The 15,955-nt window shown below is 64.3% G+C and carries 9 protein-coding genes and 1 tRNA gene; 5 read left to right on the top strand and 5 right to left on the bottom strand.

Annotated elements, in window-relative coordinates; all coding sequences use genetic code 11:
* The first annotated feature begins 14 nt into the window (after nt 1-14).
* Together AC0L4C_RS09965 and AC0L4C_RS09960 are read left to right on the top strand one after the other, a co-directional pair.
* On the top strand, nt 15-188 hold the full coding sequence (locus tag AC0L4C_RS09965) for a hypothetical protein (protein WP_473399382.1): 174 nt from the start codon (nt 15-17) through the stop codon (nt 186-188).
* Nucleotides 189-261: 73 nt separating this feature from the next.
* Nucleotides 262-1,863: a GMC family oxidoreductase gene (locus tag AC0L4C_RS09960; protein ID WP_473403494.1), complete on the top strand. Its 1,602-nt coding sequence runs from the start codon at nt 262-264 to the stop codon at nt 1,861-1,863.
* On the opposite strand, the gene pbpC is transcribed toward AC0L4C_RS09960, so the two are convergent.
* On the bottom strand, nt 1,844-3,964 hold the full coding sequence (pbpC, locus tag AC0L4C_RS09955) for a penicillin-binding protein 1C (RefSeq protein ID WP_473399381.1): 2,121 nt from the start codon (nt 3,962-3,964) through the stop codon (nt 1,844-1,846). The two genes, AC0L4C_RS09960 and pbpC, sit on opposite strands and share 20 nt — an antisense overlap.
* 5 nt (nt 3,965-3,969) lie before the next feature.
* Complete coding sequence (locus tag AC0L4C_RS09950; protein WP_473399380.1) at nt 3,970-9,456, bottom strand: alpha-2-macroglobulin family protein; 5,487 nt, start codon at nt 9,454-9,456, stop codon at nt 3,970-3,972.
* 254 nt (nt 9,457-9,710) lie between these two features.
* Here AC0L4C_RS09950 and AC0L4C_RS09945 point away from each other — a divergent pair.
* The 3 genes from AC0L4C_RS09945 to AC0L4C_RS09935 all read left to right on the top strand — a co-directional run bounded on the left by AC0L4C_RS09945 (nt 9,711) and on the right by AC0L4C_RS09935 (nt 12,094).
* Nucleotides 9,711-9,787, top strand: a tRNA-Met gene (locus tag AC0L4C_RS09945).
* A 477-nt stretch (nt 9,788-10,264) separates the two neighbouring features.
* Nucleotides 10,265-11,191 (top strand): patatin-like phospholipase family protein, encoded by a 927-nt coding sequence (locus AC0L4C_RS09940; RefSeq protein WP_473399379.1) that lies wholly within the window; start codon nt 10,265-10,267, stop codon nt 11,189-11,191.
* A 9-nt stretch (nt 11,192-11,200) separates the two neighbouring features.
* Complete coding sequence (locus tag AC0L4C_RS09935; RefSeq protein ID WP_473399378.1) at nt 11,201-12,094, top strand: nucleotidyltransferase domain-containing protein; 894 nt, start codon at nt 11,201-11,203, stop codon at nt 12,092-12,094.
* Between the two features lie 93 nt (nt 12,095-12,187).
* Here AC0L4C_RS09935 and AC0L4C_RS09930 read toward each other — a convergent pair whose 3' ends face one another.
* From AC0L4C_RS09930 to AC0L4C_RS09920, 3 genes are all read right to left on the bottom strand, one after another.
* Nucleotides 12,188-12,811, bottom strand: coding sequence for a hypothetical protein (locus tag AC0L4C_RS09930; RefSeq protein ID WP_473399377.1), 624 nt, complete (start codon nt 12,809-12,811; stop codon nt 12,188-12,190).
* Between the two features lie 306 nt (nt 12,812-13,117).
* Nucleotides 13,118-15,022: a DUF8034 domain-containing protein gene (locus AC0L4C_RS09925; protein WP_473399376.1), complete on the bottom strand. Its 1,905-nt coding sequence runs from the start codon at nt 15,020-15,022 to the stop codon at nt 13,118-13,120.
* Nucleotides 15,023-15,065: 43 nt separating this feature from the next.
* Complete coding sequence (locus AC0L4C_RS09920; protein ID WP_473399375.1) at nt 15,066-15,953, bottom strand: carbohydrate ABC transporter permease; 888 nt, start codon at nt 15,951-15,953, stop codon at nt 15,066-15,068.
* Nucleotides 15,954-15,955 lie beyond the last annotated feature (2 nt).

Below are 15,955 nucleotides of genomic sequence, written 5' to 3'. Positions count from 1 at the left end.
TAAAGGAGAAGCAGATGGACAAGGACAACAAGCCCGCCGACAAGAGTGGCAAGCGCGACGGCCTGCCGACCGGCCCCGGAACGTCCGCCAACAATGATGTGGCGGACCCGCATCCGGCGACCGAGGAAGACTACGACGGCTCGCGCAACCGGCAGTCTGTCGGCAACGGTCCAAAACCTGCCGGCTGAGCCTCCGGATGGATGGCGCGCCGGGCCGAAACGGCTATGATCGTGCCATGGACAAGCCGCGTTGCCTGCATTCATGAGTCTGGGGACCTACGACTATATCGTCGTCGGGGCCGGCTCGGCCGGCTGTGTACTGGCCAACCGGCTCAGCGCCGATCCGCGCAACAGCGTGCTGCTGCTCGAGGCCGGTGGCAGCGACCGGTATCACTGGGTCGATATACCCATCGGTTACCTGTTCGCCATGGGCAATCCGCGCACCGACTGGATGATGCGGACCGAGCCGGAGGCCGGCCTGAATGGCCGCGCCCTGCCCTATCCGCGTGGCAAGGTGCTGGGTGGCTGCTCGTCGATCAATGGCATGATCTACATGCGCGGCCAGGCCGCCGATTATGACGGCTGGCGGCAGATGGGCAATGCCGGCTGGGGCTGGGACGATGTGCTGCCCTATTTCCGCAAGTCGGAACGGCACCATGCCGGTGAGACGGCGCTGCATGGCGAGAGCGGCGAATGGCGCGTCGAACGCCAGCGCCTCAACTGGCCGATCCTCGACGCCTTCGAGAAGGCCGCCGGCGAGCTCGGCATTCCGCCGGTCACCGACTTCAATGGCGGCGACAATTTCGGCGCCGGCTATTTCGAGGTGAACCAGCGCGCCGGCGTGCGCTGGAATACCTCCAAGGCCTTCCTGCGCCCGGTGCTGCATCGCAAGAACCTGCGGGTGCTGACCCACGCCGAGACGCAGAGCCTGATCCTCGAGGGCACGCGGGTCACCGGCATCCGCGTCAGCCATCGCGGGCAGATCACGGAGGCGATGGCGGGCCGCGAAGTCATCCTCGCGGCCGGAGCGGTGAACTCGCCCAAGATACTCGAGCTTTCGGGCATCGGCAGGCCGGAGGTGCTGGGGCAACTGGGTATTCAAACCCGGCATCGCCTCGACGGAGTGGGTGAAAACCTGCAGGACCATTTGCAGATCCGCACCGTGTTCAAGGTACGCGACGCGCAGACCCTCAACACCCGCTACCACAACCTCTGGACCCGGGCGGGAATGGGCCTCGAATATGCGCTGCGGCGCAGCGGGCCGCTGTCGATGGCACCGAGCCAGTTCGGCATCTTTGCCAAGTCCGATGCACGGCTGGCGACGCCCGACCTCGAATATCATGTGCAGCCGCTCTCCACCGATCGGCTGGGCGAACCGCTGCACCGGTTCGGCGCGGTGACGGTCTCGGTCTGCAACCTGCGGCCCGAGAGCCGCGGCTCCATTCACATGGAAAGTGCGAACCCGGCCGAGGCCCCGAAGATCCGGCCGAACTATCTCTCGACCGAAGCCGACCGGCTGGTGGCGGCCAATTCCATCCGCCACGCGCGTGCGCTGATGCAGACCGCTGCCGTCCGGCAGTTCGCGCCGGAAGAATTCCTGCCCGGGCCGCAGTTTGCCAGCGACGCCGAACTGGCGCAGAAAGCCGGCGACATCGCCACGACGATCTTTCACCCCGTCGGCACCTGCAAGATGGGCAGTGACCCGATGGCGGTGGTGGACGCACAATTGCGGGTGCACGGCCTCGGTGGCCTGCGCGTGGTCGATGCCTCGATCATGCCGGCCATCACCTCGGGCAACACCAATTCTCCGGTGATCATGATCGCCGAGAAGGCCGCCGAGATGATTACTCGAGGAACACCTTGACGTTGTCCGACTGGCCTTCGGCATCGACCACCGACAGCGTCACATAGCCCGCGCCGTCCGGCTGCCAGACGTTCTGCCGGGCGAAGGCCGACTGGCCGATCGGCGCGCCATTGGCAAAGAAGGTGAAGGGCGGCACGCCATTGCGGATCTTCATCACCAGCGGCGCCGCGTCCCCGGTGGCCATTCCGAGGTCGAGATCGGTGCCGTCGCTGGGAAAGGCGATTTCGGGCGCCGCATCCCGCCTGGTCATCTGCGTATCGGGGTGGCGGAAGCGCCTGAGCGGCGCCGGCAGGTCAGTATTGGCCGCAATGATGGCGCCCTTCGGCGCCTTGGGGAACGGCGCGGTCTTCGAGCCGAGCCGGTCAAAGGCCTCGAACAGGATGGGCGCCGCGGCGGTGAAACCGGCGATGCCGGGAACCGGCACATTGTCCGGACGGCCCACCCACACACCAATCACCGTCTTGCCGTCAAAGCCGATGGCCCAGGCGTCGCGATAGCCATAGGAGGTGCCGGTCTTGTAGGCGATGCGGCCCGGCGATCCGTTGAGCGGCGGCGGCACATCGCGCAGGATGTCGCTGACATACCAGGCGGCGAGCGGATCGAGCACCGGCGCGGCGATGGCCTCGTCGGGTGGCACGATGGAGGCGCCATCCTTGAGGACCACAGGCGAGCCGCCGCGGGCGATGGCGGCATAGATCGACACCAGATCGCGCAGCGTCACGCCGACGCCACCAAGCCCGATGGCAAGGCTCGGCGCCGTGTCATAGGGCAGCAGTGGCGTCGCATGGGCGCGCTTGATCCGCGACACCAGCCGCGCCGTGCCGACCGCATCGAGCACGACAACGGCGGGAATGTTGAGCGACTGCGTCAGCGCCTGCCGGATGGTGACGGTGCCACGCGAAAAGCCGTCGAAATTGACCGGCACGTAGTTGCGGAACGCCGTCGGACGATCCTCGATCAGACTTTCGGGATGCGCCAGGCCGAGCTCGAAGCCGAGCCCGTAGATCAGCGGCTTCAGCGTCGAGCCGGGCGAGCGCACGGCGGTGGTCATGTCGATGAAGCCATCGCTCTCTGTCTGGAACAGACCGGCGGAGCCGACCGAGCCAAGAATATTGCCGGTCGCCTGATCGGCGACGACGATGGCGACCGAGACCTTGGGCCCGAGTTCGGCAGCGCGCACGGCGCCCAGCTTTTCAAGCGACTGCTGCAACTGCCGGTCGATGGTCAGCGGAATGCGACGCACGCCGGGGCGGGTGTTGGTCGCGACCTGCGCGAGATGTGCCGCCAGCATGGGGAACTCGCGGCGCGCCGTGGGGATGGGCTCGCTCTTTGCCGCCTCGGCTTCGTCGTGACCGATGACGCCGGCCCCCGACAGGCGGTCGAGCACCATGTTGCGGCTGACCAGCGCCGCCTGCGGATCGCGATCGGGCCGCCGCGCTTCGGGCGACTGCGGCAAGGCGACCAGCAGCGCCGCTTCGGCGGTGGTGAGGCGGCTCGGCTCCTTGCCGAAATACGCCAGACTGGCGGCCCGCACGCCCTCGATATTGCCGCCATAAGGTGCCAGCGTCAGATAGAGCGTCAGGATGTCATCCTTGCCCAGCCGCTGCTCCAGCGCGTCGGCATGCACCATCTGCCGCAACTTGGCAGTCAGGTTGCGCGTCGACTCGCTTTCGAGCAGGCGCGCCACCTGCATGGTGAGCGTCGAGCCGCCCGAAACAATGTGGCCGGCGGTTGCATACTGCCCGGCGGCGCGCAGGATGCCGGACCAGTCGATGCCATGGTGGGTATCGAAATGCTGGTCCTCATAGCCGATCAGCATGTCGATGAAGCGCCGGTCGACCTGAGTGAGGTCCACCGGTAGCCGCCAGCGGCCGCCGGCAGTGGTGAACGGACGCAACAAATGGCCGTTCCGGTCCAACACTTCGGTGGAGACGGGGATGGTCGCGACATCCGGCGTCGCCGGCAGCGAGGCGCGCAGATCGCGCAGCACCGCGAGGCCGTAGGACGTGGTCATCAGCCCAACGAAGCCGAGGACGATCAGCGCTGCGGTCAGCAGCCCCGGCACGCGTGGCGCGCGCCGGGACTGAGTTTTTGTGCGCATCGGTGTCACGGCCCGGTGGCCGCCACCTCGATGTTGCCGGCATCGGTGTTGCCGCGCAGTTCAGGACGATACATGTCCTCGACCGTCGCACCGGGCAGGACGAAGCTGCCCGGCGTCACGGCGCGCACCATATAGGCCGTGGTGACGCTGGCCGTCGTCGCGCTGAAGCGGAAGGCCGCCACGTACTGATCGGTCCGCGCCTCGAAATGCACCGGCTGATCGACGGTGAGCCAGGAGAGATCGGCGACGCCCGAGCCCTCGAGCAGGTTCGGGTTCTCGATCTCGAACCCGGCCGGCAGTGGATCGGCCACCATGTACTGGCCCGAGCCGAGGGTGGACGGCGTCACCGTGATGACCACCACGTAGCGGTCGTTCTGCTGCACGTCGTCGAGTGTCACCAGCTCGCCTTCCGGCGTGTAGTAGCTGCGCGAGATGGCGAACCCTTCGTTGCTGGCAGCCGGCGGTACCACCGGAATGCCGGTGACCGAGATCTTGGCTTCCGTCGGCCGGTTGTCATTGTTGACCACCGTCACGTCGGCTGCCTCGAGTTCGGACTGATCGTAGTGCCGGTAGACGGAGCCCGAGAGGGCCTCGCCATTCACCGTGACCGAGCTGTCGGCCGTTTCACGGGCCACTGCGGCGGCAGCAATCAGCGTCCAGGCTTCCTCCTGGGTGGAGGTGTAGCGGACGAGATCGGTCTGCGTGGCAAGGTCGTCGGCCAGAGCCGAGAGGTCCACACCCGAGGGCGTGAACTCGGCTGCCAGCGCCAGCACGGCGGCAGTGTCGCGCAGCTTGCTGCCATAGTCCGAGCGATAGCTGGTGCGGTTCTCCTTGACCTCCGCCAGGCTGTCGACGGCAGCCGTAAAGGCTGTCGCCGCCCGGGCACGGTCGCCGTAGAGCGCCAGAGCCGCACCCAGCTGGGCCTTGGCCAGCGGGGTGGCGAAGGCATCGAGGCGGGCCTCGAGATAGTAGCGCAGGTCGCCGATGGTGGCCCGGCCCGCACGTGCCAGGTCATAGAGCGCATAGGCGACGTCTTCGCCGCCATTGCTGAAGTCGGCAGCGTAGCTCACCTGGTTGCCCAGATTGTCCAGCGCCCGCGACAGGGCGAGGTCCGGAACCGCATAGCCTTCGGCCTGCGCGTGCAGCAGGAAGTCGGTCACGTAGGCATCGAGCCACATGTCCGAGCTGCTGAACGGTCCCCAGAGCCCGAAGCTGCCATTGGACGACTGCTTGGAGAGCAGGTTGCCGATTGCATCCTTGACCCGCTGGTCGAGCGCATCGTCGGAGCCCAGCCCGATCATCTGCGCCACCTCGTTGAGATAGAGCAGCGGGAAGGCCCGGCTGGAGACCTGCTCGGCACAGCCATAGGGATAGCGATCGAGCGAGTACAGCAGCCGCGGCACGTCGAGCCGGGCGACCGGACCGATGGCTGCCGTCAGCACACCCGAGGTCGGGATCAGCCCCTCGACATAGCTCTTGTCGATGACGACGGTTTCACCCGGCGCAATCGGCACCAGCGTGCTGGTGGTGCGCGGCCCGCTGGCAGGCCGGACACCCAGCGTCAGTTCCTTGATCAGCGACGTGCCCGGCCCGGTGACCAGGACCTTGAGCGCCTGGTCGCCGATGGCGGTGGCGGTCAGATCGAGATTGAGCGAGACGCGGCCGCTGGCCGCCAAGTCGCTCGTGGTCTTGGCCGACCGGGTGGAGAGACCGTCGCCCGTCACCAGTTCGACCGTATAGGCACCGGCAGCGCCGGCGACATTGTTGACCTCGACGAGGAGACGCGACGTGTCATCGAGACGGAGGAAGCGCGGCGGGCTGAGATTGACCACCACGGGATCGCGCACGATGACATCCTGCTGCGCATGGCCGACGGCAGCTGCCGTCCACGCCATGGCCATCAGGCGCACGGTGCCGTTGAAGTCCGGCATGTCGAAGCTCACCGTCGCCGTACCATCGGCACCGACCTCGACAATGCCCGAATGCTGGGCCACCAGCACCGTGGTGGCCGGCGGAGTGCCGAAGCGGCCGCCCTCGCCGTCACCGCCGGAGCGCAGTGCCCCGGCCAGTCCCTGCGTCGGATCGATCAGCTGACCATAGAGGTCGCGGAATTCCACGCCGAGCTGACGCTGGCCAAAGTACCAGCCATCGGGATCGGGCGTCTGGAAGTTGGTGATGTTGAGAATACCCAGGTCTACCGCCGCGACGGCGACATAGGCGGTGTCACCGGCCTTGGCATTGCCGAGCTTGACCGTGACCTCGAGCGGCGCACGCGGCCGGGACTCCTTGACCACGTCGAAACTCACATCGAGCTTCATGTCGCCCGGATCGACATCGGCATAGGCGAGCCCGAGGGCCCGCGCCGGCATCCGCTTCTCGGCCGCATCGGAGGGGCGATAGAGGATGGCCGTGACATAGGCGCCCGGCCCCCATTCGGATGTGACCGGCAGCTCGACCGAGGCACCTTCGGCGGGAACCGATACCGACTTGATGTCGATGATGCGATCATCCACCACCATCACCAGAGCCGTGCCGGCAAACTGCGGGTCGAGCTTGAGCACGGCGGTTTCGCCGGCGCGATAGGCCGGCTTGTCGAGCGCCACCTGCAGCGTGTCGGGTGTGTCCGATCCGGCTTCCGGATAATAGTAGCCGGCATAGAAGGAGTAGCTGGTCGAGGTTGCCCCGTCGCCGCTGCTCTCGATCTCGAAGAGGTAGCGACCCCACTCGACCGGCGCGGAAACGGCAACCGGGCCCGCCGCCGTGGCGTCCACGATACCGTTCGCGACGAGGCGCGTGGTGGAGATTGCCTCCCATTTCCAGATGCCGCTGTCGCGGTACCACTGGTAGTTGGTGTCGATGCGCGACAGCGTCCAGCTCAGGTCCGGCTTGTCGATGGCCTTGCCGTCCGGCGACACCGCAATGATGTCGAAACCGGCGGCCATGCCCTCGCCCAGCCCTTCGCCCCCTTCAAAGCGTGGCTTGACGCCGAGACGATCGGTATCGGCGAGGACCGGCCGGAAGAGACTGCGCTGGATCGAGCGGCCATTGCTGTCGACGAGGCGGAGGTTGATCCGCGCTTCCATCGGCCTTGTGCTCACCTGCGGCTCGGACAGCACCAGTTCGGCCACGGCGTTGCCGGCCTCGTCAGTGGTGCCGACAACGCCGAGCGGCTCGTATTGCGACTCCGTCGGGTCATCCTGGCGGCCGAAGGTGTAGCCGGCAAAGCCGGCCAGCGACGTCGTCGGCTTGATGATGGCATCGGCCTCGATCGCCAGCCCCGGTGCCGTGGCGCCGTAGAGATAGCTGGCCGAGACATCGACGGCCGTCACCTCGCCGGGCACCATCGGCGCATCCGCGGCCTTGACCTCGAAGGCCAGCCGCTCGGGTTCGAAATCCTCGACGAGGAAGCTGGTGCTGCTCAGCGCCTCGCCCTTGGGATCGGCATAGAGACGGATCTGCCAGGAGCCGCGCATGGCGCCGCCGACCAGCGCGATCTCGGCGAAATAGCCACCGGCGCCGCCGTCATTGAGCAGTTCGGTGTCCGAGATCACCCCATCGGGCCGCTCGACCTGCATGGTCAGCGGCAGACTGGTGACGGCCTGGGCCTTGGCATCCCGCACCAGCGCCGTGAAGTAGACGAACTCGCCCGGGCGGTAGACGCCGCGTTCGGTCGTGGCGAACACATCGAGCGGACCGGGCGATGCCCGGCCTTCGACGCCGCGATCGGTGAGATCGAAGGCCGTCTTGCTGACATCGAGAAAGGCATAGTCGCCGTCGGCGGTTTCCACGCTGAGCAGTTGCGGCGCCCGGCCGCCTTCGCCGCGAGCCAGACCCGGCGCGAAATCGGCACGCCCGTCGGCATCGCTGGTGGTTTCGCCGAGGATCTCGTTATTGACGGCCACCAGCCGCACCGTGGCGCCGGCCACCGGACTGGCATCGGTGAGCGAACGCACAAAGGCATGCACGCCATCCTCGCCATCGACCGTGGTCAGGCCGAGATCGGTGATGATGAACCACTGCGTGGCCATTTCGCGCCAATATTCCTGCTCGACGCCCTTCACCTTGGCGGTGATGACATAGGCCCCTGGCTGCGTGTCCTTGAGGGCATCGGTCACCGGAATGGCCGTGGTGGTCATTTCGTTGGGCTGGGCCCGGGCCAGGTCGACCTCGCCCTCCCAGACCTTTTCGCCATTCTGGTTGGCCACGTCCTCGGCCGAATAGCCGTCGAGCATTCTCTGGAAGGTGCCATTGCGCACCGCCGTGGCGATGGAGCGATCGCCGATGCGGTAGATCACCACTTCGGCCGTCTCGGCATTGACCGAGGTGATCGGCAGGCCGCCGCCCAGCCCGGCGGGCATGACATAGGCATTGTTGGCAAAGCCCACGAAGGGCGAGCGATCGGGGACATAGACGTTGAGCAGCACGTCGTCGCGCAGCGTCTCGTTGCCGGCCGAAGGCAGCCCGGCGCGCAGCTTGATGGTGTAGCGCTTGCCGAAATCGACGCCGGTCAGGCAGATCTGGCTGCCATCGTTTTCCACCGCCACCTGCGGCGCCTGCTCGACCACCACATATTGCGACAGGTCGGTGTCGCCGGCCGGCAGCGGATCGGAAAACACCGCGCAGATGCGTGGCGTCGCCGCCTCCGAATCCACCTGGTTGGAAACGACGCGGAAGCCATGCTCGGCCACCACCTTGTCGAGCCGCGCCTGCAGCCCGGCATCGTCGATCAGCGCCACGCTGCTCCGATAGGTGGCAATCGACTCGCGCCACATCTCGCGGCGCTCCAGCGCCTGCGCGAGGAGGCTGAGGGCGCGCGCGCGCGCGCCCAGTTCACTGGCGCGCAGCAGGCCGTTGAGCGACGCATAGGTGGCGGTGACGGCAAAATCATAGCTCTCGGACTGGCCGTTGGTGGCCACGGCCCGGTCCAGCACGACCTGCCCCAGCTTCAGCCAGAGCGCCGGATCGTTGCCGTTGATCGCCAGCGCCTGGCGATAGGACACCAGCGCGGCCGAGGGGTTGGCCTGCGCCACCGCATCGTCGCCGGAGGCCACCAGATCGGCATAGGAGACGCCGGGCGGCGGCACATCGGTGGTGGCAAGGCTGGCAGCGAAATAGCGGGCCCCGTCGACGAGGTCCTGCGCCGGGAAAGGGATTTCCGCCTGCCGCACGGCGGCGGTGACGTCGGCCGCCGGAACCAGCGTCAGCTTGCCCGAGGTGGCGCCCTTGAACGGCTGTTCCTCGGCCGCACTGCCCTTGAGGAAGCACCATCCGGCCTTTTCGTTGAAGGTGAAGGCGCGGCAGATGCTGTCACCGGTGCAGGCCGCCTGGCAGCCCTTGAGATCGACGCCCTTGACCACCGCGTAATCGAAACCGGGGAGGTCGACGCCCTTGAGCAGCGTCACCTTGCTGTCGGCGGCCATTGCCACCGAGAGCCCAAGCACAAGAAACAGGACGCCAGCGAGCGCCCAGACGGACCGATACAGCCTCTGCATTTTCCTACCCTCGATGCCCCTTGCCTCTACGGGCACCCTAAGTTTGTGGCTTTTCTGGGTAAAGGCCGGAGTTTTCGACCCCGCGGCGGCCGCATTTGCCCGGCAACGCCCGGATTCGCACGGGCCGGGCGCCCGGGCCGGGGATTGCCGCCCTGCCCCGCTTTCGCTTGACAGCCCGCGACACCAAACCTAATAAGTCGCGGCGCTTCGGTCGGCCCTGCCACCGCAGCTCTCTCGGACCATTTGCGTCCCGGGGCGGAGTAGCTCAGTTGGTTAGAGCAGCGGAATCATAATCCGCGTGTCGGGGGTTCAAATCCCTCCTCCGCTACCAGTATTTTCAATTACATCAATAAATTAGCTGTTGCACACTTTGGCGGCGAAGGGCCGCGCGCGTGAGATGAGAGAGCTTCTCTACGACTATGTTCTGGGGCTGGCCAATAGCGACATGCGACCCGGAACAGAAACCACGAATCTTGCGTTCGCTGACAAGGTTGTGTGCGTCAAAGGCCCTCCACCTGATGCCGCGCGTGACAAACTGCGCTTGCCCTTAGCACCGCCAACGGAATGTACTCGCATTCCGTGATGAAAATCACGTCGCCCCTGTACATGTCGTACGTGCCGACAAGCTGTAGCCGCCGAACTCCTTCACCGTCTGCAGCAGAGAGGCGCTCTTACCTGCGCCCATTTCGGCAACAAGGCTTTCACCCCGCGATATCGCGCTTGGAAGCTGATGCCTAACTTCTTCTTCACTGGCAGTATTGCCGCGGGTCTGTGACAATCCTCAAAAGACTCAGCATGCGAGCGTCACGTGCCCGAGGACTACTTTCGAGTTTTGAGCCTTGACGGTGGGGGAGCGAAGGGCTTCTACACGATAGGAGTCCTGCGTCAGATTGAGGCTCTTACCGGGAAGCCCTTGTACGAGACCTTTGACCTGATCTTTGGGACCAGCACCGGATCTATCATCGCGGCCCTGCTTGCGCTCGGGTATAGCGCTGAAGAAATCCACGAGCTCTACGAACGGCACGTGGTGAAGATCATGAGAAAGGTGCTTCCGGCGAGCAAGTCCGCCGCATTGGCAGAACTGGCCGACGAGGTCTTCGGGGACCGCCGATTTGACGCCTTCAAGACCGATGTGGGGATCGTGACGACGAAGTGGACCGAAGAACGGCCCATGATCTTCAAGACGGATGTGAAGCTGGCATATTCAAGTCAAGCGAGCTTCGTTCCTGGATTTGGAGCGACCATCAGTGACGCCGTCCAGGCGTCGTGCTCGGCCTACCCGTTCTTCTGTCGGAAGTACGTCACGACGACAACAAACGGGGCCTTCCTGCTAGCCGACGGTGGATTCTGCGCCAACAATCCAACGCTCTACGCAATAGCAGACGCAACTGGCTCACTTGCGATCGATCCTGCTCGACTCCGCATCGTAAGCATAGGGGTGGGCGAGTATCCCGCGGCCAGGCGGTGGAAGAGTCTGGTTTGGTGGCTCACCAACTGGTGGCCCTCTCTGCGTCTCCTCCAGAAGGCCATGGAGATCAACACTCAGTCGATGGAGCAGCTTCGCGAGGTGCTATTCGGTAAGGTCAAGACGATCCGAGTAAACGAGCCATACACGTCGCCCGAGCTCGCCACGGACCTTTTCGAACACGACAAACGGAAGCTCGGTCTCCTGCATCAACGGGGGACGCAGTCGTACCGGAAGTACGAAAACGAACTCAAAGAATTCTTGCTGTAGGGGATACTTATGGCCATTTCAGAAGAACAACTCGATACATGGTCCGCAGTGGGTGCCAGCCAGCAATCGAGAGATACCTACGCTACCGTCAAGGCCGTGCTCGACCACAAGAACTCCCCTTACTATGCGCGGTCGTTTGAGAGTTTCCTGCAGGGTTCCTACGGCAACGATACGAACGTCGTCGGTCGGGACAGCGACGTGGACATAGTGCTGCGCTTCGACAACGCCTTTCAGTACGACCTGGAAGCGCTGCCTGAAGATCGCAAGGAACGCTTCCAGAATGAGTATGCAAACGCGTCTTACAGCTACACCGAGTTTAAGACACAGGTGATCGCCTGGCTTCAAGCAAACTATCCCGGCAAGGTGGAGGTGGGGACGAAAGCCATCCGCATCGAGGCGTCGGGGAGCCGCCGCGACACTGACGTGCTCCCCTGCATGACCTTCCGCCGATACTTCCGATTTGACGGGATGAATAACGAAAACTTCGCAGAAGGCATCTGTTTCTGGGACGCAAACGGCACTCGCATCATCAATTATCCCAAGCTCCACATGAGCAACTGCACGACCAAGCACCAGGCGACCAATACCTGGTTCAAGAACATGATCCGCATCGTAAATAATATGCGGAACAGGATGGTCGACGACGGCATGATCGAGGGCGATTTGGCTCCGTCCTACTTCCTAGAAGGCCTACTTTACAATGTGCCAGACCACCTCTTCGCGAACAGCTATTCTAGCGCTTTAAAGAGCATCATTAACTGGATACTCGCCGCCGACCGAAGCAAATTCGAGTGCGCCAACGGGCAGTACATGCTGCTGCATCCTAGCTCGCCAGTCACGTGGCGGACTGAGAAGTGTGACGAGTTTCTTGATAAGATCACGGACTTCTGGAACGACTACTGAGACGTGATCACTATCTCGACCCGCTGGTTGGCCCCTTTGCCCAAAAAGGGTGCGCTCGCAAGAAAAGGCTTCACCGAGTGATGGGGCCTTCTTCTATGGGTTCTGGCGGAACTCCCTCTCCTCCATGTCGATCGCAGTAGCCACGTTCTTCATGTCGGGATCAGTGGCAGGCACCCTAATGTCTAGGAGGCTCTCAAGCTGCCGAAGCATCGGATTTGCCCCCAGCACACAGTCGCGTGCAGGTTCAAGCATCGAACCAACGCTATAGCTGAACGCCCGTTTTTCGCTTTCAATGAGCTTTGGGAACCAGTCACGTACGGCTTGGTAATCTGCATGGAATTTGGTGACGCCTAGCACCAATTCCGGCTGCAACAGTCCCAGCTTGGAAGGCAATGCGGGATAAAGGGCCGGGTCCCTTAGCGTGTTCCGTTCGAGCATGGTCTCATCGAACCTCAAAAACGGATTCCTGATGTCACCTCTCTGAAAGTAGGCCTTGGCCACGATCGTCGCCAGGTTAGCCACCTGAGGCCGGAGCATGATGATCTCGCCATACAAGGCTGCAGCTACGGACTTCATCTCCTGCAATCGCTGGCGGTCGTCTCGCTTGCGATTGAGGTGCGAGTTGAAGAGGGCACCAATGATGAGAGCCAAGAGGCCAAATATGAAGGTCACAGCGGGCGTCTGGATGGACGCCAGGAAAGTCCAGAAAGCAGCCATAAAAACGCCCCCAGTTGGGAGCTCTTTCTAGAGCGTTACAAGCTTGTTCTCCAGCAGGCGTTGCTCCCATCGTGGATGAGATCGCCGCCGCCTGCAATTGGGTCAACTGAACGATCAGTGCTTACTGATCTCAACCTTGGTGACACTACTAGAACGGCTGTCGTTGCGGCCCGCCTGGTCGGGTATCTCTGCCGCCCGTATGCGAACGTGTTGAGCAACGTTCTGCGCTCACGCCGACTCGGCGGGGCGCAGGCCAAGGCTCTCATAGTAGGAGCGGGCTGCCGTGTGGAACCTCCACGGCTTCGCTCACTCCAGCAACCCTGACCGTCCCACCAGCGGGGCCGGGCCGTCGGCGGTGCGTTGCCATGGCGTGTCGTAGCTCGGCGGGCGGACGTAGCGGCGGGTCTCCAGGTCGAGCTCGGCCGTCGCCCCCGGCGCCAGCTGCACGCGGAGCCATCGGCCGGACGTGGGGGTGGTGGTGCCGTTGTGGGTGACGCTGGTGAAATCGTGCTCGCCGAAAACGCCCGCCTGGATGATCACGTCGCGCGTTGCCAGTGCATCGGTGTTGACCAGAGTGAGCGAGGTGGAGCTGGCGCCCAGCTTGTGCACGAGGGCAGCAACGCCTGGCGGCAGGCCGGGGCGCTGTGCCGCGGCATCATAATAGCGGACGCGGGCCACCTGCAGGCCGCCGTGATAGACGTGCATCGGCCCGCCAAGCGTCAGCTGCGTCAGCCCCTCGATGATCATCGGGGTCAGTTGCTGCCACATGTGGATGGTCATCGACTCGCGGAAGTGATCCATCGTCTCGGGATCGTTCCGGTCCTCCCGATAGCTGGCGATCTGCTCGCTGATGGTCTTGAGATTGGCGCGCAGCAGCGTTTCCGGATAGGCGGCATCGCGCCCGCGCATGAACCTGAACCACTGCGCCGTGTTGCCGTTAAAGCCCATGTGGCCGCCATTGCTGACGCCGTAGCCATTATAGGCCGGGTTCACCGCGTCGAAGAATTCTCCGGCCCAGCCGCGCTCGGCCCGCTCGGCATCTTCTTCGGCCATGGAGACGTTCCACAGGTAGACCGCATACATCGGATGGAAGCGCCGGTAGTCGCGCCAGCCTTCGTCATAGTGCCGGTTGGGAACGACCTCCTTGCCGTCGACGGTCTGGCGCAGCCCCCAGAGCATGTCGAGCTGCGATCGCGGCAGGTCGAGGTGCTGCATGTCGCCGGTGAGCAATGCGGCGTTCACCCCGGCGATACACAGCGGCTCGAGCAGCGAGAACGACCCGTGCGGCCAGCGCCAGCCGTAATAGCCACCCCACCACTTGCCGTCATTATATTCGCCGATCTCGCCCGAGAGGCCGATATTGTCGGGGGTGATGCCGCCATTGCGTGCCGTGCGCTCTTCCCAGGCGGCCACATAGTCCAGCACCCAGCGCCGGTATTTTTCCTCGCCGGTATAGGCGTAGGCATGCGTCATCAGCGACGAGGCGCCAAGGTTGAGCGGCACGTCGCCGCGCGACTGCCGTTCGTTGATGCGCTTGAGAATTTCCGCATAGGTGGCATCGTCCGACCACGGCGTCTGCATGCCGTATTTGTCGATGCCGGGCAGGTCCTCGAAGGGCGGCAGATAGTTGTCGAGGATCTCCCGATGCGTCGACCAGTCTTCCGCCGTCTGCTCGTGCCGTGGCCCGCGACTGCCGGTGATCGGCGAGCGGATGAGGCGCCTCTCGACATCGTAGTTCTGCGCCTCCCCGTCTTCGCCGTTGTAAAAGCCGGCGAAGCGCCGCGCCCGCTGCCGGTCCTTGGGAACGGACGGGTCGGCGAGGCCGAAGAAATAGAAGAACAGGTTGCTCTCGCCGTGGTGCATCCAGTCGTAATAGGCGTCGTACTCGCGGTGGATCTGGCCGTATTCGGTCCACTGCCAGGTGATGCCATCCCAGATGGTCCGCGAGCGCCTGTAGATCTCCTCGCTGCCGCCCAGGGCATAGAACAGCGGCATGTTCATGAACCCCTCATAGGGGTCGTCCGAACCATCCATCCCCGGCCAGCGATCGCGCCAGATCAGCGTGCCATCGGGACGCGTGTAGCGATCGGCGAACTCGATGGCGGCCTCGTCGAGCACGGCAAAGATCTGCCGCTGCAGCAGCGCCCATTCCGGGATGGGAGCGAGGGTGTGCGCCTCGACGAGTGGGACGTGTGGTTCTTGAGCCGTCATTCGGGATGGTCTTTTCGATGGAGGAAGCAGGAGGCCGGCGAGGTCAGCCCTTTTCGGCACCCGACAGCATGCCGGATCGCACGAACCGCTGGGCGGCGAGGAAGACGAGAAGCACCGGCAGCACCACGAGGATGGCGGCGAGGATCACCTCGGGCTTCTTGATGGGCACGTCGTTGGACGGCAGGTTGCTCAGGGCGCCCGAGCCCGAGACCAGAGCCGTCAGACCGACCGGCAGGTTATAGAGCTTGTCATCGCTCAGCAGCACGAAGGCGAGGAAGTAGTTCGACCAGATCGCGAGGAAGCTGAAGAAGGCAACGAGCGCCACGATGGGCCGGGCCAGCGGCAGGGCGATGCGACTGAACAGCTCGAACCGGTTGGCCCCGTCGACCCTGGCGGAATCCATCACCCCCTTGGGCAGCGATGTGGAGAAATAGACATAGGTCAGATAGACGCCGAACGGGAAGAAGCCCGAGGCGAGGATCAGTCCGGCATAGGTGTTGTTCAGCCCCAGCAGGTTGAGCTCGAGAAAGATCGGCAACACCACCGCGGTGCTCGGCGTGATCATGGCGATCAGGGTCAGGATGAGGACCAGCTTGCGACCGGGAAACTCGGAGGCGGCCAGGGCGTAGCCACCGGGGATGCAGGCGATCAGCGAGAGCAGCACGCCACCGACCACATAGATCAGCGAGTTCAGCGCCCAGCTGGTGATCTGGAAATTGTTGTAGGTGGTCAGGTTGGTCCAGGTCCGGCTGAACGCTTCCCAGGTGCCGAGCGCGAACGGCGGGTCGGCCAGCAGCGAGGCCTCCGACCGGGTGCCGGCCATGAACAGCCAGAGCAGCGGAATGCCGTAGAAGCACACGGCAAATGCCAGACTGGCAAAGACCACAAAGCGGCCGAGGCTGAAACGAAACGGGGCAGACCTGGTCGTCATGG

It is taken from the genome of Devosia sp. J20-27 (assembly GCF_055808595.1).
Note: the sequence above shows the minus strand (reverse complement) of the source record. Positions and strands in the feature narration are given on the sequence as shown.